Origin of the sequence: Shewanella sp. SACH, assembly GCF_001887095.2 — a bacterium.
Classification (GTDB): domain Bacteria; phylum Pseudomonadota; class Gammaproteobacteria; order Enterobacterales; family Shewanellaceae; genus Shewanella; species Shewanella baltica.
Genome location: NZ_MPDG02000001.1, coordinates 876,219 through 899,317, shown reverse-complemented (window position 1 = coordinate 899,317; position 23,099 = coordinate 876,219). Strand labels below are relative to the sequence as shown.

27 protein-coding genes and 1 riboswitch are annotated in these 23,099 nt (G+C 45.3%); of the genes, 6 read left to right on the top strand and 21 right to left on the bottom strand.

The window, feature by feature from the left end; genetic code table 11:
• Positions 1 to 31 precede the first annotated feature (31 nt).
• The gene (locus tag BM607_RS03965) at positions 32 to 877 is read left to right on the top strand and encodes a transporter substrate-binding domain-containing protein (protein WP_012587850.1); all 846 of its coding nucleotides are present in this window, start codon (positions 32 to 34) and stop codon (positions 875 to 877) included.
• A gap of 119 nt (positions 878 to 996) precedes the next feature.
• Here the strand turns inward: BM607_RS03965 and BM607_RS03960 are convergent, their stop codons facing one another.
• The 17 genes from BM607_RS03960 to hinT all read right to left on the bottom strand — a co-directional run bounded on the left by BM607_RS03960 (position 997) and on the right by hinT (position 14,079).
• Positions 997 to 1,392: a hypothetical protein gene (locus tag BM607_RS03960; RefSeq protein WP_006081319.1), complete on the bottom strand. Its 396-nt coding sequence runs from the start codon at positions 1,390 to 1,392 to the stop codon at positions 997 to 999.
• A 316-nt stretch (positions 1,393 to 1,708) separates the two neighbouring features.
• Positions 1,709 to 2,113 (bottom strand): hypothetical protein, encoded by a 405-nt coding sequence (locus tag BM607_RS03955; RefSeq protein WP_012088930.1) that lies wholly within the window; start codon positions 2,111 to 2,113, stop codon positions 1,709 to 1,711.
• Between the two features lie 32 nt (positions 2,114 to 2,145).
• The gene (locus BM607_RS03950) at positions 2,146 to 2,610 is read right to left on the bottom strand and encodes a GNAT family N-acetyltransferase (protein ID WP_006086352.1); all 465 of its coding nucleotides are present in this window, start codon (positions 2,608 to 2,610) and stop codon (positions 2,146 to 2,148) included.
• 19 nt (positions 2,611 to 2,629) lie between these two features.
• A complete protein-coding gene (locus BM607_RS03945) occupies positions 2,630 to 3,235 on the bottom strand; it encodes a GNAT family protein (RefSeq protein ID WP_071938833.1) in 606 nt (201 codons plus the stop codon).
• A 451-nt stretch (positions 3,236 to 3,686) separates the two neighbouring features.
• The gene (locus BM607_RS03940) at positions 3,687 to 4,310 is read right to left on the bottom strand and encodes a 2OG-Fe(II) oxygenase (RefSeq protein ID WP_006086350.1); all 624 of its coding nucleotides are present in this window, start codon (positions 4,308 to 4,310) and stop codon (positions 3,687 to 3,689) included.
• 194 nt (positions 4,311 to 4,504) lie between these two features.
• Complete coding sequence (locus BM607_RS03935) at positions 4,505 to 5,002, bottom strand: GNAT family N-acetyltransferase (RefSeq protein WP_071938834.1); 498 nt, start codon at positions 5,000 to 5,002, stop codon at positions 4,505 to 4,507.
• A gap of 67 nt (positions 5,003 to 5,069) precedes the next feature.
• Positions 5,070 to 5,618, bottom strand: coding sequence for an NAD(P)H nitroreductase (locus BM607_RS03930; RefSeq protein ID WP_011846586.1), 549 nt, complete (start codon positions 5,616 to 5,618; stop codon positions 5,070 to 5,072).
• A gap of 136 nt (positions 5,619 to 5,754) precedes the next feature.
• Positions 5,755 to 6,348: a DoxX family protein gene (locus BM607_RS03925; RefSeq protein ID WP_071938835.1), complete on the bottom strand. Its 594-nt coding sequence runs from the start codon at positions 6,346 to 6,348 to the stop codon at positions 5,755 to 5,757.
• A gap of 70 nt (positions 6,349 to 6,418) precedes the next feature.
• Positions 6,419 to 7,291, bottom strand: coding sequence for a DUF6279 family lipoprotein (locus BM607_RS03920; protein ID WP_071938836.1), 873 nt, complete (start codon positions 7,289 to 7,291; stop codon positions 6,419 to 6,421).
• Positions 7,292 to 7,437: 146 nt separating this feature from the next.
• The gene (locus BM607_RS03915; protein ID WP_071938837.1) at positions 7,438 to 8,607 is read right to left on the bottom strand and encodes a phosphotransferase; all 1,170 of its coding nucleotides are present in this window, start codon (positions 8,605 to 8,607) and stop codon (positions 7,438 to 7,440) included.
• Positions 8,607 to 9,260, bottom strand: coding sequence for a nicotinamide riboside transporter PnuC (gene pnuC / locus BM607_RS03910; RefSeq protein WP_012196928.1), 654 nt, complete (start codon positions 9,258 to 9,260; stop codon positions 8,607 to 8,609). Before pnuC ends, BM607_RS03915 begins: the two co-directional genes overlap by 1 nt.
• A 46-nt stretch (positions 9,261 to 9,306) precedes the next feature.
• Positions 9,307 to 9,567: a hypothetical protein gene (locus BM607_RS03905; RefSeq protein WP_006081308.1), complete on the bottom strand. Its 261-nt coding sequence runs from the start codon at positions 9,565 to 9,567 to the stop codon at positions 9,307 to 9,309.
• A 106-nt stretch (positions 9,568 to 9,673) separates the two neighbouring features.
• Positions 9,674 to 11,905, bottom strand: a complete 2,232-nt coding sequence (locus BM607_RS03900; protein WP_071938838.1) for a TonB-dependent receptor — start codon at positions 11,903 to 11,905, stop codon at positions 9,674 to 9,676.
• 54 nt (positions 11,906 to 11,959) lie between these two features.
• Positions 11,960 to 12,085: riboswitch (TPP riboswitch) on the bottom strand.
• Between the two features lie 92 nt (positions 12,086 to 12,177).
• Entirely contained in the window at positions 12,178 to 12,573 is a 396-nt protein-coding gene (locus BM607_RS03895; RefSeq protein WP_071938839.1) for a YcfL family protein, read from the bottom strand.
• A 141-nt stretch (positions 12,574 to 12,714) separates the two neighbouring features.
• Positions 12,715 to 13,212 carry a PaaI family thioesterase gene (locus BM607_RS03890; RefSeq protein ID WP_006086342.1) on the bottom strand — a complete coding sequence of 166 codons (498 nt, stop codon included), beginning with the start codon at positions 13,210 to 13,212 and terminating at the stop codon, positions 12,715 to 12,717.
• Positions 13,199 to 13,726, bottom strand: coding sequence for a PaaI family thioesterase (locus BM607_RS03885; protein WP_071938840.1), 528 nt, complete (start codon positions 13,724 to 13,726; stop codon positions 13,199 to 13,201). Before BM607_RS03885 ends, BM607_RS03890 begins: the two co-directional genes overlap by 14 nt.
• Entirely contained in the window at positions 13,723 to 14,079 is a 357-nt protein-coding gene (gene hinT / locus BM607_RS03880; protein ID WP_071938841.1) for a purine nucleoside phosphoramidase, read from the bottom strand. Before hinT ends, BM607_RS03885 begins: the two co-directional genes overlap by 4 nt.
• Before the next feature lie 144 nt (positions 14,080 to 14,223).
• Here hinT and BM607_RS03875 point away from each other — a divergent pair, with 144 nt between their 5' ends.
• Positions 14,224 to 15,990 (top strand): PDZ domain-containing protein, encoded by a 1,767-nt coding sequence (locus BM607_RS03875; RefSeq protein WP_071938842.1) that lies wholly within the window; start codon positions 14,224 to 14,226, stop codon positions 15,988 to 15,990.
• Positions 15,991 to 16,159: 169 nt separating this feature from the next.
• Here the strand turns inward: BM607_RS03875 and BM607_RS03870 are convergent, their stop codons facing one another.
• Positions 16,160 to 16,795 carry a LuxR C-terminal-related transcriptional regulator gene (locus BM607_RS03870; protein ID WP_006081301.1) on the bottom strand — a complete coding sequence of 212 codons (636 nt, stop codon included), beginning with the start codon at positions 16,793 to 16,795 and terminating at the stop codon, positions 16,160 to 16,162.
• Positions 16,796 to 17,092: 297 nt separating this feature from the next.
• On the opposite strand from BM607_RS03870, the gene BM607_RS03865 reads away from it, so the two are divergent.
• Positions 17,093 to 17,839, top strand: a complete 747-nt coding sequence (locus BM607_RS03865; protein ID WP_071938843.1) for a cytochrome b/b6 domain-containing protein — start codon at positions 17,093 to 17,095, stop codon at positions 17,837 to 17,839.
• A 93-nt stretch (positions 17,840 to 17,932) separates the two neighbouring features.
• Here BM607_RS03865 and BM607_RS03860 read toward each other — a convergent pair whose 3' ends face one another.
• From BM607_RS03860 to BM607_RS03850, 3 genes are all read right to left on the bottom strand, one after another.
• Complete coding sequence (locus BM607_RS03860) at positions 17,933 to 18,283, bottom strand: cytochrome c3 family protein (RefSeq protein WP_006081299.1); 351 nt, start codon at positions 18,281 to 18,283, stop codon at positions 17,933 to 17,935.
• Positions 18,284 to 18,801: 518 nt separating this feature from the next.
• Positions 18,802 to 19,884: an AI-2E family transporter gene (locus BM607_RS03855; RefSeq protein WP_071938844.1), complete on the bottom strand. Its 1,083-nt coding sequence runs from the start codon at positions 19,882 to 19,884 to the stop codon at positions 18,802 to 18,804.
• A 264-nt stretch (positions 19,885 to 20,148) separates the two neighbouring features.
• Positions 20,149 to 20,382 (bottom strand): sulfurtransferase TusA family protein, encoded by a 234-nt coding sequence (locus tag BM607_RS03850; protein WP_071938845.1) that lies wholly within the window; start codon positions 20,380 to 20,382, stop codon positions 20,149 to 20,151.
• A gap of 113 nt (positions 20,383 to 20,495) precedes the next feature.
• Between BM607_RS03850 and BM607_RS03845 the strand changes: the two genes are divergently transcribed.
• From BM607_RS03845 to BM607_RS03835, 3 genes are all read left to right on the top strand, one after another.
• Entirely contained in the window at positions 20,496 to 21,965 is a 1,470-nt protein-coding gene (locus tag BM607_RS03845) for a M48 family metalloprotease (protein ID WP_071938846.1), read from the top strand.
• Positions 21,966 to 22,093: 128 nt separating this feature from the next.
• Complete coding sequence (gene arsC, locus BM607_RS03840; protein WP_071938847.1) at positions 22,094 to 22,444, top strand: arsenate reductase (glutaredoxin); 351 nt, start codon at positions 22,094 to 22,096, stop codon at positions 22,442 to 22,444.
• 51 nt (positions 22,445 to 22,495) lie between these two features.
• Positions 22,496 to 22,870, top strand: a complete 375-nt coding sequence (locus tag BM607_RS03835; protein ID WP_006081294.1) for a DUF2069 domain-containing protein — start codon at positions 22,496 to 22,498, stop codon at positions 22,868 to 22,870.
• Positions 22,871 to 23,099 lie beyond the last annotated feature (229 nt).

Below are 23,099 nucleotides of genomic sequence, written 5' to 3'. Positions count from 1 at the left end.
TCATTAACCTTTGGCATGATTAGGGGTGACCATGGTAATAAGACAGTTGTATCGTCTACTCTTTAGTTTCATTTTAGGGATCAGCGTATTTTCGGCCGCTATCGCCCAAGATAACAATCAGTCGCCCACAGCAACTAATACAATAGTACCCAATACAACAGCGCCCAACACAATACCGACCATTCATGTCGGTGGTTATCAATTTTCTCCCTATGTGAATCTACAACAAGATGGCCGCTACACTGGCCTCACCCTCGATATCATTAATGCATTGAATCAAATACAACAAGAAGTGTTTTTTGAATTTACCGTCACCAGTGTTGAGCACAGATATAAAGCCTATGCCTTAGGTCGCTTCGACATGATGATATTTGAGAATCCCGCTTGGGGATGGCAGAAAATAGCGGATCAGTTTATTCCACTACACATGATAGATGGGGAAGTGTTTATTGCGCTTAAGGCCAAAGCCCATAATCAAAATTATTTCAAAAACTTAACCAATAAGTCAGTCGCATTCGTTAAGGGCTATCACTATCAGTTTGCCCACTTTGAAACCGATGCTGACAAGTTGGCAAAGCAATTTCGCCCCTTGTTCGTCAGTAACAACAGGGCCTCTATCGAAAGCATTCTGCGCGAACGGGCAGACATAGCGCCCGTCACTCATTCCTATTTGCAGTATTATTTAAAGGTGAATCCACAAGACAGGCATTTACTTTTAATCTCAGACAAATGGGACCAAGAGTACGATAACGGCATCTTACTTAGCCTCAGATCATCACTCGATGCTAAAAAGCTTTCACACTGGGTTCAGCTGCTTATCGACAATGGTAAACTGGCCGAACTCGCCGCCCAATACGGGATTAAGTCGAGCCAATAATTCGCTTTTAGTTTCTTCAAGCCGTTAACGCTTTAAGCGCGATAACTATCCAAGAGCGAGGATTTATCTAAGCGCGACGATTATCCAAGCGCTATGACTATCCAAGTGCGATCAGCGATTTAGGCGACGGACAAGAGTGGTCCCAACATAGCCAAAGTGCCGATCAACAAGAAAATTAAGGCTTGCACTATGATCATCTGGCCACTATTTGGCGGGCTCAAAGTGGCAATGTAAAACTGCCAAATTGCGAAGATCCCGTAATTCATCCCAAGAAATAACAATAAGCTAAAGGCATACATGCCTGGGATCACCTTAAGTGCGCAGGCTAAAAGTACCGCAGTTGAGGCCACAAAAAACACTGACTGACAGTGAAATAAACAGCGCAACATTTGCTTGCTCTGCTGGGACACATTTGCCTTTAACAACGGCGCCAATAGAACACGTTTACCATAGATTAAATGGTATCCACAGACTCCAGCACTCAAGACAGTCGCTGCCATTAATGTTAAAACCATACTGCTCCTAGTTAGTGCTCATATTTGATGGTGTTTGAAAATCAATGCGTAAACAAAACGAGAATCGCAACCCTAGCGATAAGACCCTGAAAACTCCGGTTGAGTTTCAGCGTAACGAAAATAACCTAGCTGGCTAAGAATCATTGAGTCAACCGGACCGCAACTAACACACATGGGCCTGATAAAATGAACTCGCGCAACCCAGTGCTAAGTTCTTAGCGCAAAAAGGAGCCCTTAGGCTCCCTTACTTCACATGTTTAAAATCACAATGCTTAAAATCACATGCTTAAAAACCTGTACTGACTAAAACCTGCGACTACATAGTTGCCATAGTCCAATAATCTAAACGCTTTTGCGGATCGGCTAATAGGTTTTTACATTCTTCTTTATATTTACCCATTAACGCACCTAAGTTACTTGAGCCCCCTAAGCTTTCGATTTGACGCGCTTTAGCAGCGGCAACCGCTTGAGTCACCTCAGCTTCAGAGCTGTATTTCTTGGCTAAATTCTCAGACTCAATTTTAGAGCTTTTTAAACGCTCACCCACGGCCTGCATTTGTGGTGCATTCATCGCCCCAATGGCTTCTGAGCTAATTTGATAGTAAGCGGCACATTCAATGGCTTCTTTACTAAACGCTTTTTCTGCTTCATCAGCCCAAACTGCAGTACTGGCACTCAATACTAAACCACCTAATACTAACGTTTTTACCTGAGTTAACATGTTACTTTTCCTTTTAATCGCCATAAATAAACCTACTCAAGCCCTCGGTGGATCTCAAGCTCGTAGATATAAAAATCTTGGTTACGCACAAAGCCTAAGCCTTCATACAAGCCCTGCGCGCGCTGGTTTTTTTGCTGTGTTTCTAACATCAAATAACTCATATTATGCGCTTTGGCATAACTGGCGGCCTGCTGCACTAGCGCTCGCCCAATACCGACACATCGAGCATGTTGAGTCACATACACATCATTGAGGATCAACATTGGAGCCATACGTAACGATGAAAAGCTGGGATACATTTGCACAAAGCCTAATCCAAGCCCTTGATTATCTTTGGCAATAAATATTACCGATGACTCATCTAACAATCTTGCATGAATAAACTGCTCCGCGGCCGCTACATCATCCCTGCGCCCATAAAACTGTCGGTACTCATTGAATAACACTGCAACCTCATGGGCATGAGTCACATCTGCTCGAGTTATAATGCTTGCCATGGGCCTTTCCTTTTTATCGTTAGAGTGTTGGCGGTCGTTGTCGCAATCGAAATTGCAGACTGTTTTTCACCGCTGGCCACTCAGCATCAATAATGGAATACACCACAGTATCGCGAATTGTGCCGTCTTTAAGAATTTTGTGATTACGCAACACACCATCTTGCTTAGCACCCAGTCTCGCAATCGCTTGTCTGGAGGCTTGGTTATGCCAGTGAGTTCGAAACTCAACAGCAATGGCATCTAAGGTTTCAAAGGCAAAGTTCAATAACAATAACTTAGCTTCGGTATTGATCCCCGTGCGCTGGGCACGTTTTGCATACCAAGTGTAGCCAATTTCAAGACGACGATTTTCAGGCTCCCAGTTGCAAATGCGCGTGCAGCCGACAATTTCACCGCTCACTCTATCCCGCACTGCAAAGGGAAAACTCTGACCCCGCGCTTTCTCTTCGAGGGCTTTAGTCACATAGGACTTCACCTCGGCGGGTTCTGGCACACTAGTAAACCACAAACGCCAAAGTTGACCATCTGTCACAGCTAAACTCAATGCTGCCACATGGGACAGAGATAAGGGCTCAAGCACAATATACTCACCCGTTAAACAACCTAAGTTATCTTCACAGCCCACAGTCTCGCCTCCGTTAGATGATTGAAAAGTGTGTTGTTGCGCACATTTTTATCTAGCCTAACATTAAACGAGAATAAAAAAACACCCTATTTTCAGCATGATTGGACAAATTTATCCCATTGTCGGCGGCTTAGATTACCTAAAGCTTAAGAGTGTCAAAAAATTTGAAAAAATGAGTAGAAGGCAGTTAAATCAGATTGGGATAAATACTGCAGCGGAAGAATAAGTCACGAAATGGCCAATCAATATCCGAGAAATAGCCAATGACATTGCGCAGTCGCGATTAGTGATTAGTGATTAGTGATTAGTGATTAGTGATTAGTGATGACCCAAAGCGACAATCAAGAGCAAAAACACCTAAACCTGTGGGTGGCATTTAGGTGTTTGATATCAGTAGAAGTTAAAAACTGAAGTTAGAGCCATAGTTAAAAATCATAGTTAAACGCTAAAGTTAAAAGCCATGCACACTGTTACTGACCCTAAACCAACCCGCAATGCTATTACGCTGGGCCAAGGTTTTAGTCACTTCATGGGGAAAGCGCTCACTGAGAAAAATCACAAAATGGCCCATTTTAGGTGCGATGCGTTCAATCTCAATGTCAGCTTCATCATAGATAATCAACTCGCCACAATCTGCCGCTTTCCAGTCAGGATTTAAGAAAAACACTGTGGTTAGGATGCGGTTTTGACTGCCTTTTAGCGCATCGACATGCTTTTTATAAAATGCCCCAGGCTGATATACCGCATAGTGGCTTTCATAGTCGAATAACCCCATAAATAAGCGACGATTCAAGCCATTTTTGAGTTGCGTCATCAGCTCAAGATATTGGGCATCGGGCTCGTTGTGCTCTTCTAGCCACTGTATTCTGTCGCGGCGAATATCGGGATTTAATTGTTGCTCGGCGCCACGGCCAATAGATGCGGCTTTTAGCTCATGTGCTTGCGTCGATTGAATTTTTTCCAATAGCACTTGGCTAATATGGTTGGGAACTAAGTCAGATAAAAAGATATAGCCTTTGTCTACCAAGGCATCAGCGATCACGTCCAGCATTGCTTCACTTAATTGCGAAACCATTATGCTACATCCAATAAAAGGGCTACGCTTTTGCTGTACTCAAGGGCTCAAGGAGGGATTAAGTGAGCCTGATTTTCGAGGGGCGTCAATAAGAGATATGATTGCCATATCTCGACAGTAAATTTTGCGGAATTTTAGAGTAAAGAACGCCGAATTACAATAAAATAAAAACTCATATAAACAATAAGTTATGACTAGCTAAACAGTTCAACAGGCTCATCATCTGGGCTGAGCTGTAAACACTGCTCAAACTGTAATCCAAGTTTGTTCAGCAATGCCTTTGAAGCACCATTATGGGCGCTCACAATCGCGACAATACGCTCAATACCTAAGCTTTTACCTAAGTCAAAAGCGGCTTTCGCGGCTTCGAATGCATAACCTTTACCCCAATATTGCGGCAAAAATGCATAACCTATGTCGACATTATCAAGCGTCGGCCGCTTGATTAAACCGCAGATGCCAATAGTGAATCCATTCTCTGCAAGCACGACGGCGTAAAAGCCAAAACCACAATCGGCGTAACTTTTCATCGGTCCATTGAGGATATAATCCTTGGCCTGCACAAGCGTACGTACTCCTCTGTCCCCAATATTCTCAATAAAGCCTTGGCTATTGAGCAAGACTAACATAAATGAAGCATCGGCTGGGGTTAACTGCCGCAGAATTAATCGAGGAGTACGCGCCACTTGCATAGGATTTCTCCACTAGAAATAGACAAAGTTTTTCAAAATGTTTTTAAACTTTTTTATAAACTATTTTTCATAAATAACGGACGTATTGGCTGCCGTCCTTTTGCGGTTTTTGGGGTGCCACAACCGCTGGCGTACCGACATACAAAAAGCCGACGATTTGATCGTGTGGCTCAAGGCCTAAGGCAGCATTCACATTGGCATCGAAGGCAAAATCCCCTGTGCGCCATACAGCACCTATACCTAAGGCAAAAGCAGCCTGTTGCATCGCCATCGTTGCGCAGCCCGCTGCAATTTGTTGTTCAAGTACTGGCACTTTAGGATGTTGCTGCGTTTTCGCCACCACGGTAATCACCATAGGTGCTCGCATTGGCATGCCCTTAGCTTTATTAACGAAATCCTCATCGGCGCCACTCGCTTTAGCCGCCTCAACAAAGATATCGGCTAAGGTGTTTAACCCTTGGTCTGTAGCAATAATAAATTCCCATGGGGCTAAGGCACCATGATCTGGCACACGAATTGCGGCATCTAAGATGATTTTCAATTGACTCGCATCGGGAGCGGGAGCGATTAATCGCGGGGTCGATTGACGGGTGAGCAAAAGTTCAATAGCGTCCAAGTTCTTATCCTAGTTCGATATAAATTGCGTTCAAGCATAGCAAATTGCAGGCAAAGAGGCATAAAAAAATCCCACCGCATGGGTGGGATTTAATACTTTGACTGCGCTTAAAAATCGAGGACTCTTTATAAAAGGCTTACTTAACCCCGCAGCGCTTAGCGATAAAATAATCTAGGCTAGTGTAACGACCGCCGCCTAAGGTGAAGAGTGCCAACAACATAATGAAATAAGTTGCCGCAAACTCTATCCCATTATTAAGCACAGCTAAGTTACCTGAGCTGGTTAGCCAGTCGAAATTACCGTGCTCCTGCAATATTTCTTTGGCTTTCGCCAGTTTATCCCCAGCCTCAAGCACTCTGTCGTTGGCAAGCCAAGAACTGCCATCGGCAATCGCTAACCAGCCATTTGGCCAATGCACAGTAAATGCAGCCACCAACATAGTGACCATCAAAGGGATAGAAATCAGCCGAGTCGCAAGCCCAAGCAGTAATAAGATTGCGCCAAAGAACTCGGTTCCCGCCGCCAATCCTGCCATTACCGCCGGCATTGGCAGGCCTAAACCCCAATCGGGATTGGCAAACCAAGCAACCGTATCGTCAAAGTGGGCGAGCTTGTTATAACCCGCTTGCATCAACACGGGCGCAAGGTAAATCCTGAGGGCTAATGGCGCTAAACCATCGAAATAGCGACTCATATTGAGCAATTTTTGGTAAAGGGATGCAAGTGGCATAGTGTCTCTCTTTGACTGATGAATTTACTTGCAGGAATAGACCCTAGCAAGCCAATAAATCTTTCATGAGCTAGGCTTTTTTTGCACTCGCCTCTTTTTCAATGGCTTCTTGATTAAGCTCAGTGAGATCTTGAATGAGTCCACCTAACTTTTTATAAAAATGTTTCGACTGCTTCTCCGACAAACTCGTGTTCATCGCCAGCAGTAAGGTCCCAAATGCCTCAGTATTTTTGCGTAAAAACACTTTATGTTGCTCAGACTTAAGCTCATCGGGCTGCGTCATCAACAGGGTCAAACGCTCAGTTAATAGCGCTTTGTCGGCGCGCTGCCCAAGGGCAACCTCAAACTGACGTAACCATTCGTGACGGTATTCGAGCCACATATCTAAGGTGGATAAACGCTGTTGATTATACTGATGAATAAGCACTTTCTGTTCTGTACTCACACTGCCAAGCCAGTCATCAAATTGCTCTTGAAGGTTTTCGTCGGCCTCTTTTTGTAACTGCGTTGGAGTTTTGCCGGCAAACTCTTTGACAAGCTCCTGCTCATCTTGCCGTAATTTGGCGAGGATTTGCTTCACCTGTTCATCTGACAAGGACATGATGATGGGCAGTAATTCTGGCAAAGCAAACTCAAACAAACGAAACCAATGCCGCTTAGCAATCTCCACATGCTCGGCCCATAATACTGGTGTTAAGGTATTGGTTTTGATGAGGCTTTCGACTTCGGTTAATTGCACCACATAGTGGGACAATTCTTTGGATTGATGCCACAGGACAAATTTTTCAATGAGGGCGTCAAATGCCTTTTGCTGTGGTTTATCTAAAGTAACGTAGTCCTCTTGCTCCCAACCGATGGCCCAATCGAGGAAATGGTAACTGAATTTAGTGGAACAGGCGCTTAAGCCTAAGAGACACACAAGTAGCATCACGCCTTTTTTCATTCTGAATCATCCATCCTAGAACTGTTGCTAATATAACGCTTGAGCCTATATAAAGTTGCCTCTTATATCAAACTAGTTTGTCTAATAAAGGTTTTTAATATGTTAATACTTTGCCTGCTTTAAATCGCCAATCGTGCAGCTAATCGTTATGATGCTTGGGTGATGAGCGGCCAAAAACAATCAAACCATGCGAGATAGTCGGCGCTACGACTGGCCTCCGTTTGCGCTGCCATCAATAATGCCCAGTAGCAAGCAAATACCCAGTACATGTCAATGGCGGCAGGCACGGCCGCTACGGCGTGGGACGTGACATAGGGATGTTCACTCAGATACTGCGTCACTAACTCGTTTTGCTGGGCTGGCGTTAACGCATGGGTCGCTAACACTACGGCTAACTCACACAGTGGATGCGACGCCGTCGCATACTCAAAATCGATACAATACAAGCGGTTGTTTTTGAGTAAAAGATTGTGGGGATTAAGATCGCGATGGCAAAACTGCGGTTTAATTAAACAAGCCGCTAAGTCATTACACCAATGTTTGATGTCGATTTGAATACCAAGCAGCTTAGCCACTCGCTCACTCCAATCGTGCGTGAGCGCAAGAGATGCCTGATAGGCAAGCATCTGCTGGTGATATTCCTGCCATTGCTCTGTGACACTAATGGCATAAGAACCTGTGGGCAGTTCCCGCAATTGTAGCAATAATTCAAGCAGTAAATGCGCAGCTGAGTTGGGATGCTTATCTTGCTCTATTGGCGGTTCAGGATTTAAATAAGCTTGTTGTGAATCGCCGTGATGTAAAATGCCCAAAGACACTTGCGCCAGCATAAAATCAGCGGCACTGGTTTGGCGCTCTAAGGCAGACCAATGGATGAAGCGTTTACGTTGAAAGCGTTCGCTGTCAATCATATTGTGTTCAATTGCCGCACACTCTGCAACGCTCGCTACAGCACTTTCGATAAGGTCACACTCGATAAAGTCACTCTCAATAAGGTCACTCTCAATAAAATCACTGAGGTAGTAGCGCTCATCGTCACTCACCCACAGCAGTGCAGGAGCAAGTTTAGCTTGGGCGAGTTGTTGCCAGTAAAAACGCTCCTGCTCGCGGGTGCAAAAACTGTCCGCCGCATCGGCATTGACCCGCAGCACATAACTGCCTGCAGGCGTAGTGATCTTATAATTATGATTACTCAAACCGCCCGAAAGCTCGCAAATACTTAGTACTTGCTCCAGCCCAGCTCGTTTGAGTATGGGCAAGAGTGCGTTGAATGATTCGCCCGCTGAGTATTGCTTAGCAGCGTTTACATCGAGCATTAACTGAGTAACTTCAAGGCATTGGCCTCACGGGCGTCGGCTAACGCAGTGCGCCACAGGAAATACCCTACTACAGCAAGCCCCACATAGAGTACGAATAATAACGAGGTCAGCATCAAGCCTTTACTGAGATAAAGGTAAATCGACACTATATCGATAACGACCCAATAGAGCCAATTTTCAAGTACTTTCTTCGCTACTAAATAGGTCGTCATCACAGCAAAACAGGTCGTGGCCGCATCTAAATATGGGAATGCGGCCTGAGTATACGTCGCCATGCCGTGACCGACTAATAACGAAATAACGCCTGTCACCGCGATCAGTTTCAAGTGAGTTTTCAACGGCCAAGTGGTCACTTTGACCCCTTGATGTTTATCGCCGCCCTGGGTCCAGAGCCAATATCCATAGAGCGCCATCGCCATATAATAGATATTCAGCACTGACTCCATCAGTAACGACACCTTCCAAAACAACACAGTGTAAATGGCGGTACTGGCAAAGGCCGCCGCCCAGCACCAGACGCTCGCCTTCATCGCCAGCAGTAGATATGCCATGGCTAGCAATACCGCCAAAGCTTCCCATGCGGTCATCACATGGACTTCACCGAAGGCCGCATTCATACTCTCGACCAAGGTTAACCATAAATCTGTCATTGTGTTGTTCTCACTGCCTATTTATCGCGTATGTGACGGTAAAGCGTTATTCGCTGTGGGCTAAATTAAGCTCACCACCGATAAACTTACACACAAATACTGCCTTGCCCCACTTCTCATGCGCAGCTTGCATCTCGGTCGCCAGCATAGTCATCACATCTAAATAATCGCCGCACACTTGTGTTGCCATCGCATTGGTCACGCGCTCGATATGAGGATAGCTATCCACCCGGCCAATGAACCACTTAATCGGATCGAGGTAGTTCTCATTGAAGGGATACATGCTAATTTCTGCGGTCAGTTTCATTTTAATTCCTTAAATTTGAGAGAAGCTGTAGCCCTTACACTGGACTACAGCTTAGCCATGAGCTAGCCCAATAGGCTCATAGTGATATGTGCCATTACATCAGCTTTTACATAAACTTAACGTTAAAAGTTACGCCAATCTGACGCGGATCGCCGTAACGAATATATTGCTTTTCAGCCCAGCCATTATCTGGCTCGTTACCGAAGTAGAAGCCGCGCACACCGTATTCTTCATTAAACAAATTACGGCCCCATAAATAGGCTGACCATGCACTCGCCTCATAACCCACGCGGGCATTGACGATAGTGTAAGGCTCAGAACGGGATTCATTGCTGTCGGAATAGTAAAACTCACTCTTACCGCTCAGGTTTAGGTTAGTAAACCAGCCCGAATTGGTACGATAAGTCCCGCCAATGCTGTAGGTAAAGTGTGGTGAATGAGCCAGATCGCGGCCAGTTAAATCGACCTCAGTGCCGTATTTATCCTGATACTGGTAGTCACCGTAGGCCGTTTCTAACCAACCTAAGCTTGAGTAAATTTGTAGATTATCCGTGGCATACCAGGTCGCATCTAACTCAGCACCATAGTTATTAGAACTACCAGCGTTTTCGGTGAACAAGATAAAACGCTGCGGTTTATCAGGGTCTTGCTGGGATGCCGCCACCTGTTGATCTTGTCTGTCCATATAGAACAGCGCCAAATTAGTATCGATAAGCCCCGCTAACCAATGGGATTTAAGGCCAATTTCATAGTTATAAAGCGTCTCAGTACTAAACTCTTTTTTATCGTTCAATTCGACAGGTAAAGTCATGTTGAAACCGCCCGCCTTGTAACCGCGCGCGACACGAACATAAGCGTTGTGCGAGTCATTCAGCACTTTACTCACTGCAATATGACCGCCCCACATGGTTTCACTCGGGTCGAAATTATCGTTATTCGTATCTGAGTAATGGCTGTTACGGCGCTCTAAACGTAGGCCCACAGATAAGGCATAATCTGAGCCCAGATCCGTATCGAGCTGACCAAACAAGGCATAGTTCGTCGCTTCATACTCAGAGTCTAATACTTCATCCGGCCAAGTATTGTACTCAGAATACAATTGGTTATCTTCTTTCAGATTCATGCCGTACACACCAAGCAACCAATCTGTACTGTCCGCAAAGATTCGGCCCAGCTCGGTAGAACTTAAGCGAAACTCTTGCGACACAGTTTTACGTTGGCCAGTTTTATCCCAAAAATAATCATATTGGCATGGCGCCAGATTACTATTCTCACTGCATTGCTTAGAAGCCCAATACTCTGGGTTCGACCAATCGCCATCGTAACTGTAATGGTGATCGGTATTCGCAAAGGACGTTAACGAGGTCAACTCAAAGGTTTCAGCGCCAGAATAGGTCGCTTTAAAGCCTGCACCTGTGGTGCGCTGGCTATCGACACCCGGTTGATCCGATGTCGTCTGGGTCGGTGAATTGGTTAAACTCCACACATCATAGCCATTATCAAAATCGGCGTGCAGCACAGTTAAATCAAACTGCAAATCGTCAGTCGCATACCAGCGCAGCTTAGCGCGGCCGCTGAACTCATCGCGGCCATTGGTATCGTCACGACCTAAATTGAGGTTTTCGTGGTAACCATTTTGTTGATGTTGCTGCAGTGACACGCGATAAAGCAGCTTGCCAGAATCCGTTAATGGGCCTGAACTGAAACCGCTAAACGTGCGTAAATTATCATCACCTAACGAGACTTCTGCACCATGTTCAAACACATCGGTGGGGTCGTTACTTTTCAGATAAATCAGTCCCGCTAAGGCATTCGCGCCATAACGTGTGCCCTGTGGTCCACGTAGCACTTCGACCTGTTGTAGATCGTACATGCTCGACACCATGCCAATACCGGATAAATCGATATCATCTATGATGTAACCCACAGAAGAATTAGGTGCACCTTGGTATTGCTCTTGCTCACCTACGCCGCGAATTTGAAAATACTTCGGCCGCGAACTTCCACCTGACCAGTTAAAGTTGGCGATTGAATTAAGCAGATCTTCAAAGTGCTGCGCGCTTTCATCTTGAATTTTTTGGCTGTCGATAACGGTAATGCTGGAAGGCATTTTTTCTAAGCTTGAGCTGCGAAAATCCGCCGTCACCACCATGACTTCCATCTCAGTGCTGGGATCGGGTTTATCGATAGCATCGGTTTGTGCAAATGCAGAAGTGCTCAGCGCGGTAGCAATGGCTAACGCCAGCGGCGCTCGGGTTAAAAACAAGCTGGGTGTGATGGTTGAAAATGGGGAATGACGTTTTGACGTGTTACTGTTTAGCGTTTTACTGTTTAACATAGGACCTCAAATACATAGTTTGAGATCCGGCAACGAATAAGCGATTCAGAAGTGTGCTGTTGATTGGCCCATTCCTACGCCGGTATTAGCCGGATCAGGTTCTAAGGGTTCGTCAGCTGACATCTCAGTTTGCAGTAATCAACGTAAATTAATTCGCTGCAAACACCCCTTGGCGACGCCTAGTATACATGAGTAATAGGATGGGATGACACATTTACCTCATAAAATGAAAAATGCCAGCATAGCTGGCATTATCAGGGCGAACTTCAGGCTTAATTCGAAAAAGTTTCGCGCACGTACACATCAAATTTAACCGCTTGGGCATTGGGCGCCACGGCGGCGACTTGCAATTGTTGCTTGCCATGCAGCTTGACCGATTTCCAGCTCGTCGCTTCATCTTCTATGGTGTAGCCGCTGGCGTCGTACCAAGTGAATTTATACTGCACACGCATGTCAGTTGATGATTTGCTAACAATCAGCGCTGAACCCTGCACTAAATCGCCAACTCGGCGTGCATCCACACTTTCAACTCCAATATCTCGGGCAAAGCTGGAATTATCGACGCGGGTTTCACCGAGCGAACTCACTGAAATACCTGCGGTATGTGAGGCACAAGCACCTAAGGTCAGCGCCGCGGCCAATAATAGTCCTGTATAAATTTTTTTCATCTCTTTCTCCCAGTCACGCGACAAAATGCGCGGCCAGCGCGCATCATTTCCCATTAAACGACAAGCTAATCGAACTGTGCTGAACTTATGCTTAATAAGACAGACTTAATCATCACTCGAACATCTGCTCACTAAAACGGGTTAATCAATCAGGAAGTGCGCCCGTGCCGTAGCAATGAGCTGCTTACGATTGGTTTGCCAACAATCGATATTCACGTTGGCCACTCGTCGCCCCTGACGGGTAATGCGACATTCTGCAAAGCTATCTTTATGCAGTCCTGCACGTAAATAGTCGATGGAAAAATCGACCACTTTAGGCACTTTGGCTGTTTGCATAAAGACCATTAACTGCACTATCGCCGACATCTCCATAAAACCTGCAATGACGCCGCCATGAATCGCTGGCAACACAGGATTACCGATATTGTCGTCCTTAGCAGGCAGTTTAAAAATCAGTTCATCACCAAAACGCTCAACCTTCATCCCAATAAATTTGGCATAGGGGACGTGCTCAAGTAAATGACCGAAATCGTTAAGCTCAGTCGCGCGTTTAACAATGCCTTGCACATCGATAGGCGCTTTTACTTGGGCGTGTTGAGTGGCACTGGCGGTGCCAAGTTCCGAATTATTTGCGCTCATCAGTGTCTCCTATCCCAGGCACGGCCTCACCCATTAACGCTTGTCTAAAGGCATCACCCACCATTTCTGGACTGATCCGCATAAAGGAACCAACAGCATGGGCAATAGGATCATCTATGCTGTCTTGATAAGCAATCGCGCGGGTAAAGGCAATGTTGGAAGACAACTTGTAGCATTCCGCAAACCCAAACACAGGTTTATGGGGCTGAGCGGGCTTCATATAATCCACCCGCAAATCGAGCGTCGGTGAGATTTCTAACAATTTGAATTTATGGAATATCGCGCTGACCACTGCACTGCCACAGGCGGTATCCATTAAGGTGGTAATGACTCCGCCGTGGATAACCCCCGTATCGGGATAGCCAATTAATTCAGTGCTGTAGGGCAACTCAATCAACACATGGTGCTCGCTCGCCTCCAGTACCGTTAAACCGAGACGACGACACTGAGCGAGTTGATCCACAAACCGCTGCGCCATTTGGGTCAGCGGGAAAAAATCCGAATTTACCTTCATTTGCCTTGGCTCAACATGGGCCCCAGAGGCTCCCCGCCCACAAGGTGGAAATGAATGTGATAGACTTCTTGTCCACCGTGTTGATTGCAGTTCATGATCAGTCGGTAGCCATCTTTAGCGATACCCGCTTCCGTCGCCAATTTAGCGGCAACTGTCATCATGCGGCCAAGTACCGGCTCATCAGAGGCTTTCATGTCGTTCGCCGTTGGGATCAAATGATTCGGCACAATCAAAATATGGGTTGGCGCCTTAGGGGAAATGTCTCTAAAGGCAGTCACAAGTTCATCTTGATACAGAATATCCGCGGGAATTTCGCGACGAATAATTTTGCTGAAAATCGTTTCTTCGGCCATGGGGCGTCCTCCTTGGGTTAGTTGGCATAGTATACTAGCAATTCAACGCTTTGTGTCTGTAGATATTTTGCTTTTCATTTGCCAGTTGCAGGCATTTTTGGCAGCATGGCCACCATTAAAATACTCAGGTTTTGCAGGATAAATATGATCCATTACCAGATAATCCCCGTCGATCCGAAAGCCCATTTATTCGCAGTCACTATGACATTATCCCAGCCCAAGCCTGTGCAGGTCTTTAGCCTCCCCGCTTGGCTGCCTGGCAGTTATATGGTGCGTGACTTTGCTAAAAATATCATTGAACTCAAGGCACAAGATGCTAATGGCCAAACGCTCAAGCTCATACAGCTAGATAAGCAAACTTGGTCGGTTGACAATAATAGCAGCGAAATCATTTTGACTTATCAAGTGTATGCTTGGGATCTGTCGGTGCGCACTGCGCATTTGGACACAACCCACGGCTTCTTTAACGGCAGTAGCGTGTTTTTATCCGCCCACGGTTTTGAACAACAAACCCTCACTGTCACTATGTCACCGCCCTCTGAGCCCACATTAAGTGACTGGCGCGTTGCTACGAGCATGACCCGCATCAATGGTGACGACTTTGCCTTCGGCCAATTTAGTGCCACAAGCTATGACGAGCTTATCGATCATCCAGTGGAAATGGGCTTATTTACCTTAGCCAGTTTTGATGCCTGCGGCGTCCAACACGATATCGTACTCAATGGCCGCCACCGCGCTTGCATGCCAAGGCTCTGCCAAGACTTAAAAACCATTTGTGAGTATCAAATCAATCTTTTTGGTGCACCTGCCCCCTTCAAACGTTATTTGTTTATGACCACAGTATTAGACAATGGTTTTGGCGGGTTAGAGCACAGAGCTTCTACTGCATTAATGTGTTCACGCAAGGACTTACCGCTGTCGCTCAATGCACCAATTAATAACGACTATCGCACTTATTTATCCCTGTGCAGCCACGAGTATTTCCACAGCTGGAACGTGAAGCGGATTAAGCCGGAGTGCTTTTTACCCTATAAACTTGAGGCTGAAACCTATACGCCGCAACTGTGGGCCTATGAAGGCATCACCTCCTATTATGATGACTTCCTTACCTATCGCGCCGGACTGGTAGATGAACACAGCTATTTAGATATGCTGAGTGAAACCTTCACCCGCGTCTATCGCAGCCAAGGACGCTTTAAACAAAGTGTTAAAGATTCAAGCTTTAATGCCTGGACTAAGTTCTATAAGCAGGATGAAAACGCGCAAAACGCCATCATCAGTTATTACACCAAAGGCGCGCTGTTTGCGCTGTACTTAGATTTAACCCTGCGCAGTGAAACCCAAGGCAAATACAATCTCGACCATGTTATGCAGATTTTATGGCAGGAATATGCTCTGCAAGACAAAGGCACGACTGACGGCTGTCACCAAGCGATTGTCGAGCGACTCCTTGGTCGTGATTGCCACGATTTGTTTGCCTACTTAGATAACACCGACGATATCCCACTGGCTCCGCTACTCGCCGAATTTGGTGTCGAGTTTAACCTTCGAGCCAGCCAAGGTCCGCAGGATGTGGGCGGCGGGCAAGCAAAAGGTTATGACATTGCCTTTGGCGCGAAAACTCAAGCGGCGCCGATGGGATTGAAAGTGGTGACCGTTACCCAAGGCAGCCCTGCCCACCTTGCGGGGTTAAGTGCGGGAGATATCTTAATCGCCGTCGATAACTTGCAAGTCAGCGCGCAATTTGAGTCGCAGCTACAGCAATATCCGCTGGGTGAATCCTTGAATCTACATTGGTTTAGACGGGATGAATTGATGACGGGTGAATTGATGATAACTGCCGCGCCTAAGGACACTGTCGCCCTAGCGATTAGCGACAAGACTAAACTCGCGGCTTGGTTAGGACGTTAATTTAACGTTTTGATTAGACAGGTTTTAAGAAAAACAAAAGGGGCAAAAGCCCCTTTTATCATTTCTGAGATAACACTTAACTTAGGTACTAATATCCAAACGAACACATCTATGTCTAGATCAGTATTCCCTTGCCAAATCAGTGTCTTCTATCAGTGCTAATACAGACTTAAACCACCACATCGTGCAAATAGGTTTGCGCCCACGCGATCGCTTGACCACGGCTCGACACACCGATCTTACGGAATACTCGGTACAAATGGGTTTTTATCGTGCTTTCACTGACAAACAACTGATTGGCAATATCTAAGTTAGTGCTACCCGTTAAGAGGGCTTGTAATACTTCTCGCTCACGAATCGTCAGCGGTTCAGTATCTTCGAACAAACCAAAGTCATCGTTCACCCCATTGACGAGTTGAATTGGGATCACCCTATGGCCTCGTAAAATATTCGAGAATCCTAGGCTAATCTCAGTTAAACCCGCATCGAGATAAAACACCCCTGCGGTCGTGGCAGCTTGCATTAAAAAGCGCGCATCCACTTGTTTAGGGAATTGTAAATAGACGACTCGTACACTTGGTTGTTCACGGGCAAGTAAACGCTGAAATTGATGGGCTTTTTGAAGATCAACAGTCGCTAAATCAATCACTACCATGGAGGCATGATTATCCTTGATTTGTTCACACATCTCATCTGGGCTGACTTGCGTCAACTTAACGAGAAACTCCTGTGGCCAACGTCCTGCTAGCAGTTCCATTAATACTTGCGATCGTGACACTACAATCCAATGTAATATTTTGAACATCCTGCTCACTCCCTGTCTGATTAACGATTATTCACTTTGAGAACCTAAGATCCTCTCAATACAACTTCAACATCCGTTCAATAGACTTCCAAGTCTATCGTGGTGACGATATTAGCATTAGATAAAACAGATTAAAAAGACTTACGTGAAAAATATTTACCGTACGCAAATCAAAAACTTCTAACACTTTCGTTGAATCCACTATCAATCAGAAGTCTTAATTGAAACTGAAAAAAATTACTGAAATTTTTAGATAAAAGCGTAAGATCATATCAACACAAAAAATAAGGAAATTCCATGTCCAGCAGTAAACCCACCGCGCTTGAAGTCAAATCCTACCCTGTGTGGGACAAACCGACTCGATTATTCCATTGGATAAATGTCATTCTCGTGCTCGCACTCATATTAGTGGGTGGCATCATGATGTATCGCACTGAGTTGGGCATCACTGAGTTAACCGGCAAAATTGGCTTAAAAACTTTACACGTATGCATAGGATATGCGTTTGCAATCAACCTCATCATTCGCCTTGTGTGGGGTTTTGTCGGTAACAAATATGCGCGTTTCAGCCATATGTTTCCCAATGCCAATAGCAAAAATGAGTTAATGACCTATAAGTCAGAACTGGCCGCGGGTAAAAATCCGCAGTATTTAGGCCATAATCCTAAAGGCAAATTTGCTGTCCTCGGCATTATGCTGCTGTTAGTTACTATCATGGTAACTGGGCTTTTACGCGCAGGAACAGATATTTACTACCCGCCATTGGGTAGTGCAGTACAAAGCTATCTGGCCGATACCAATGTCGATCCAGCAAGCTTAAAACCCTATGATGCCACTGGGGTGAATACCGAGAAAGCGGATGCGCTTAAACCGCTGAAGGGACTTGCCGGTGAAGTTCACGTTTATGCGGTTTATCTACTTATGCTACTGATTTTACTGCATGTATTCGCAGTGGTTTATACCGAAGTTAAACGTCAACCTGGGATTATTTCAGCCATGTTCTCTGGCAAGAAGATCATCCAAGGTCAGCCAAAAGACGAGTAATCGTTTAGTTTAATGATAAAAATAACGCCAGCATTTGCTGGCGTTATTTGTTTAGACTTGAAGGCTTGCGCCAACGTTTCTAACATTTTTTGATTATTTTTTCAGAATAGTCGCAGGTGTACGGCCATCATCATGGCAGCTTTCACAGGTAGGTTTTTCACCTACATTCATATCATGCACCGCATGACAATCTGCACAGACTAAATTGCCGTCATGTGGTTTATGAACAGCGTCCATCTCAGCAAGAGAACCGTGACAGCTTTGACACTGTTCAAATTCAAAGGCACCATCCGCAGAAGGTGTACCATCTTTATGACAGCTTTCACATCCACCCGACTCAGCGTGGAAATCAGACAATTTTTGATCTGCAGCAAATGCGGTTGGCGACAGCGCTAACGCTGCGAGACTAGCCCCGAAAAGCGCACTTAATAGTTTTTTGCTCACAATAGTATCCTCCAATGGCGATTGTCAGTGGAAATTCTTGTCAGGGTGACTTCCATCTCGCAACCAAAAGTAAATAGCACGACTCGATATAACTTAGCTAAGGATGTATGAATAAGCAAACCCATGCTAAGCACCCCAACTTTATCAACATACTCAAGGGTAAAATGTGCGCTGCATCATGTAACCACATGCTTATATAAGAGTTTTACATATGCCTAACCTAGAGGCTACATAATGTAAATCCCTAAAGCGACTAAGGACAAAATAAAAAGCCTGAATTAGACAATATGGGCTCTATTCAAGGGACTTGAAGACAAATGACAAACCCGAAGGCAATAACGCTAAACAGGAAATATAGCGAGTGATTGATGAATATGTGTAATGGAGACGAAACATGGCGCCTATATATGGTGCCTAAATGTGGCGCCTGAACGCCCTACTCGTCTCAGGCACTGAGTTCCATGACAGAACTCAATGCTCACAAGGACAAGCTCAGCAAACCGTTCAGCGAGTCGGCATCAACTCGCATCCAGTCCATGGAGAGTTTCAACCTCAGTTTTAGGCCAAGCGTTAATCACGGCTTTGACCAGCGAGGCCAATGGAATGGCAAAGAATACCCCCCACACGCCCCATAAACCGCCAAAGACTAATACTGCCGCTATGATGATCACCGGATGCAAATCCACAGCATCGGAGAACAAAATCGGCACGAGTAAATTACCGTCGAGCGCCTGAATGATGCCGTAACCCAACATCAAATAGCCAAATTCAGAACTAAAACCCCACTGAAAAAATGCCACTAAGGTGATCGGTAAGGTGACTAAGGTTGCACCAACGTAGGGGATCAATACCGACAACCCAGTCAACACCCCGAGCAACACTGAATATCTCAGTCCCATTACGGCAAACAAGATATAGGTCGCGACGCCAACAACCACAATTTCAATCACTTTACCGCGAATATAATTGAAAATTTGCTGATGCATTTCAAACCATACTTTGCGGGCTAACTGGCGATTGGCGGGGAAAAAGCGCTTACTGCCGCTGATCAGTTGGTCTTTGTCCTTTAAAAAGAAAAACACCAGCAAAGGCACTAAAATCGCATACACCATCAAGACAAGTAAAGAAGCTGAGTAGCCAATTAATTGCTTAGCAATATCCAGCACATGCTGAGTATCGAGCAGCTTTTTAAGCTCTCCGACCATCAGATCTAACTGCTCTGGATTGATAAATTGCGGATATTGATTGATCAAGGTTTGTATTGTCAGCAGCCCTTTATCTATCATGCTCGGCAGATCGGCAATTAAGCTCACGCCTTGGCGCCACACACTCGGAATTAAGCCAAACGTCAGTAGGACCACAATGCCTAAAAACAACACGATAACTAAGGATGCACCAGCGGTGCGATTAATGCCCAATTTAAGCATTTGTGCCACGGGCCATTCCAATAGAAATGCCAATACCAGCGCGACTAACAAGGGGGCAAGTAAACCTGCAGCAAAATAAATCACTAACGCGAACCCAACAAGGATAGCCATTAAGGTCACCGCTTGTGGATCACTAAAGCGCTCTTGATACCAACGAGAAAAAACAGTAAACATGGATCATTCCAATAATGATGGTTGGCTAGGCTTCCCAAACGCTCAGGAAAGTTTATTTATCATGCTGTTATTTACGACGTTACTCAATCCTACTTTTACTTCAACTTATCAGCTAAATTATAAAAACTGAGATCACAAAGTTCAAAAATCGTATCTAAGCGCAACTCTTACACTAATCAGGCACTCTGATCATGTGAACTCATCTGGCGCCCACATGAGGTTAAGCCGCGACTCGGACAGGATTTAAACATGAAAATCCTCAATTTATCCCTGAGATAGATCAACTTTGATGATCATCAAGGCTAACAGACTCACATCATTACGCAACTCTTGCACGACGTGACCTTGTTTTTTTAAATATTGGGGAACATCTCGCCTCGAGCCTGAGTCAGAGAGTAAGATATGCAATTGCTCGCCGTCTCGCATTGGCTTCAATGCAAGCTTTACTTTAACTAAAGGTACAGGACAGCGAAATAGCGTTAAATCAATAAAAATCATAATGAACTTGCTATAGACGAACTTGGGCTATTATCCTAAGTTGCACCTCAAACTACAAGCTAAGTGCAGTATCTCTGCCTTTAGTTGAGATAATTAGAAATAAAAGGATCCGCTTGCGTAATTTGACTTTTTTAACTCGATTAAAACCTTTTGTTGCAGGCGCACTCTCTTTGATGCTGCTAACCTTCGCCGCCAAAAGCTTTGCTAACAATGACTTACCGGATTTAGGTACGGCCGCAGTTAACACCTTCAGCCTTGAAAAAGAAATGGTTTACGGTGATGCCTATATGCGCATCATTCGCTCTTCGGCGCCTATGTTAAATGATCCCGTGTTAAGTCAATATCTTACTGAGCTTGGCAACAAACTGGTCGCCCATGCCACAGGGGTAAAAACACCCTTCTATTTCTTCCTGTTACAAAATGATGAAATCAACGCCTTCGCCTTCTTCGGCGGCCATGTTGCCGTACACACAGGCTTATTTCTCAATGCCGACAACGAAAGCGAACTCGCCTCAGTACTAGGCCACGAAATTACCCACGTTACCCAACGTCACCTTGCGCGTTCGCTCGAAGCACAGCAAAAGAGCAATCCTGCGACGATTGCGGGTTTACTCGGTGCCATTTTACTAACCATCGCCGTGCCACAAGCCGGTATGGCTGCGCTGGCAACGACCCAAGCGATGGCAACGCAATCAAAAATCAACTATACCCGTTTACATGAGAAAGAAGCCGACCGCATCGGTATGCAAATTTTGGTGGATGCAGGCTTTGACCCCAACGCAGCGGCTGATTTTTTTGGTAAGTTGGCCACTCGTTATCGCTTTACCACCACACCGCCACAAATGCTGTTAACTCACCCATTACCTGAGTCGCGGATCACCGAAGCCCGTAACCGCGCTGAGCAATATCCTAAGCGTTATATTCCCGATAACCTCAATTTCCAGCTGGCGAAAGCCCGTATTCAAGTCCGTTTTTCCAGTTATAGCGACGAAGCGGTTTTAAGTATGTTTGACAGACAACTGAACAAACAGACCTACAGCTTTAAAGAGGCAGCGCTCTATGGCAAAGCGCTGGCCTTGTTTAGATTGAAGAAGTTTGGTGAGTCGGAAAAAATCGTCGATGAACTGTTGAAACTTGATGATAACAACCTGTTTTATATCGATACTAAAGCCGATTTACTGACCGAACGAAAAGACTACGCGAAAGCGATTGCGATGCTTGAAGCCCAGCGGAAAATGAAGCCAACATCGCAAGTGATCAACGCCAACTTAGCCAATATCTACCTAGAAGCTGACCAAGCCCCTAAGGCAATCCCTTTACTAGAAGATATGATATTCCTCGATAAGCAAAATCAGCTGCCCTATCAATTGCTGAGCGCTGTCTATAAAAAAACAGGCAATCAGGCATTGGAATATTTTTCCACCGCTGAGCTCATGGCATTAGGGGCTAACTATAAGGGCGCTATCGATCAGCTTAACTTTGCCTACCGTGCATCCGAAAGTAATCCCTTACAGCTTGCACGTATTGAAGCCCGTATTCGCCAATTCAAAATGGCCGATAAAGAGATGGAAGCACTTAAGTAATCAGTTGTTTTATCAATTGATTTAACTTAATAGCCCATTTATGCGCCCCGAACACACTGACGGGGCGCTGTTTTTTCTGTTATCATCCGCTCCATTGTTATTTCAGCCCGTATTGAGCCTCTAGCACTATGACCCAAGCGACGATTTACCATAACCCACGTTGTTCAAAAAGCCGTGAAACCTTAGCTCTACTTGAGCAACAAGGTTGCGATATTACCCTAGTGGAATACTTAAAAACGCCCCCTACGGCTGAAGTCATCGGCGATATTCTGGCTAAATTAGGCATCAGTGCTCGCCAATTAATGCGCACCAAGGAAGCGGAATATCAAGCCTTGGAACTTGCCGACACCTCGTTGACGGAGCAGCAATTGATTGAGGCCATGGTGAACAAGCCTAAACTCATCGAACGCCCGATTGTGCTGGCCAATCAACGCGCTGCCATCGGCCGTCCTCCAGAGAATGTGCTCGCTATTCTTTAATCCATGATTTTAAAACAAAAATCGCTTTAATTTTAATCCTTAGGTAGACATATGACGTCCAACACCTTATTTACCCTTAGCCGTTTAGGTTACTTCGCGCTCGTTCTGCTATTAGGCGGCTGGTTTGTTGGCCAAGGGATTAGCGGTGAATACACTCTGCTATTTAGCCTATTATGGATAGTGCCATTATTACTACCTGCAAAAGGGGTTTTCCAAGGTAATCCATATACTTATGCTTGGGCGAGTTTTGTTCTGTGCCTTTATATGCTGCATGGACTGACACTGCTTTATGTCACTACCGATGCCTTCGCTTTTGCATTAATCGAAGTATTGTTGATTGGTGTACTGCTGATTGCCTTCCCCTTCTACGCTCGGATCCGTGGTCGTGAACTTGGATTAGGCCTGAAGAAAAAGTCTAAAGAATAAGCCATTGCATATAAAGTGATTTCAGTGCCGTCTTGCCTTACTGGATATGACGGCATTTTTATATCGTAACGCCAAACTCCGCTGCAGATCTGCGTTCAAATATCCCCTTCAACCTCAGTTCAGCGCCCAGCTAAACGAGCAGTTAAACCGCGTAGAATTAACACTTAATATACTTATACTGACTTTTTGCAACTTCCCCCCCGTGCTATAGTCAGTTTCTCATCGTGGG

Coding starts and splice junctions, on each gene's coding strand:
- BM607_RS03895 (WP_071938839.1), bottom strand. CDS start 12,573: ATGAAAAAAATTTATACAGGACTATTATTGGCCGCGGCGCTGACCTTA.
- BM607_RS03870 (WP_006081301.1), bottom strand. CDS start 16,795: ATGTTCAAAATATTACATTGGATTGTAGTGTCACGATCGCAAGTATTA.
- BM607_RS03875 (WP_071938842.1), top strand. CDS start 14,224: ATGATCCATTACCAGATAATCCCCGTCGATCCGAAAGCCCATTTATTC.
- BM607_RS03925 (WP_071938835.1), bottom strand. CDS start 6,348: ATGCCACTTGCATCCCTTTACCAAAAATTGCTCAATATGAGTCGCTAT.
- BM607_RS03920 (WP_071938836.1), bottom strand. CDS start 7,291: ATGAAAAAAGGCGTGATGCTACTTGTGTGTCTCTTAGGCTTAAGCGCC.
- BM607_RS03855 (WP_071938844.1), bottom strand. CDS start 19,884: ATGTTTACTGTTTTTTCTCGTTGGTATCAAGAGCGCTTTAGTGATCCA.
- BM607_RS03960 (WP_006081319.1), bottom strand. CDS start 1,392: ATGGTTTTAACATTAATGGCAGCGACTGTCTTGAGTGCTGGAGTCTGT.
- BM607_RS03905 (WP_006081308.1), bottom strand. CDS start 9,567: ATGAAACTGACCGCAGAAATTAGCATGTATCCCTTCAATGAGAACTAC.
- BM607_RS03955 (WP_012088930.1), bottom strand. CDS start 2,113: ATGTTAACTCAGGTAAAAACGTTAGTATTAGGTGGTTTAGTATTGAGT.
- BM607_RS03900 (WP_071938838.1), bottom strand. CDS start 11,905: ATGTTAAACAGTAAAACGCTAAACAGTAACACGTCAAAACGTCATTCC.
- pnuC (WP_012196928.1), bottom strand. CDS start 9,260: ATGACAGATTTATGGTTAACCTTGGTCGAGAGTATGAATGCGGCCTTC.
- BM607_RS03835 (WP_006081294.1), top strand. CDS start 22,496: ATGACGTCCAACACCTTATTTACCCTTAGCCGTTTAGGTTACTTCGCG.
- BM607_RS03850 (WP_071938845.1), bottom strand. CDS start 20,382: ATGATTTTTATTGATTTAACGCTATTTCGCTGTCCTGTACCTTTAGTT.
- BM607_RS03865 (WP_071938843.1), top strand. CDS start 17,093: ATGTCCAGCAGTAAACCCACCGCGCTTGAAGTCAAATCCTACCCTGTG.
- hinT (WP_071938841.1), bottom strand. CDS start 14,079: ATGGCCGAAGAAACGATTTTCAGCAAAATTATTCGTCGCGAAATTCCC.
- BM607_RS03890 (WP_006086342.1), bottom strand. CDS start 13,212: ATGAGCGCAAATAATTCGGAACTTGGCACCGCCAGTGCCACTCAACAC.
- BM607_RS03885 (WP_071938840.1), bottom strand. CDS start 13,726: ATGAAGGTAAATTCGGATTTTTTCCCGCTGACCCAAATGGCGCAGCGG.
- BM607_RS03940 (WP_006086350.1), bottom strand. CDS start 4,310: ATGGTTTCGCAATTAAGTGAAGCAATGCTGGACGTGATCGCTGATGCC.
- BM607_RS03950 (WP_006086352.1), bottom strand. CDS start 2,610: ATGGCAAGCATTATAACTCGAGCAGATGTGACTCATGCCCATGAGGTT.
- arsC (WP_071938847.1), top strand. CDS start 22,094: ATGACCCAAGCGACGATTTACCATAACCCACGTTGTTCAAAAAGCCGT.
- BM607_RS03915 (WP_071938837.1), bottom strand. CDS start 8,607: ATGCTCGATGTAAACGCTGCTAAGCAATACTCAGCGGGCGAATCATTC.
- BM607_RS03965 (WP_012587850.1), top strand. CDS start 32: ATGGTAATAAGACAGTTGTATCGTCTACTCTTTAGTTTCATTTTAGGG.
- BM607_RS03935 (WP_071938834.1), bottom strand. CDS start 5,002: ATGCAAGTGGCGCGTACTCCTCGATTAATTCTGCGGCAGTTAACCCCA.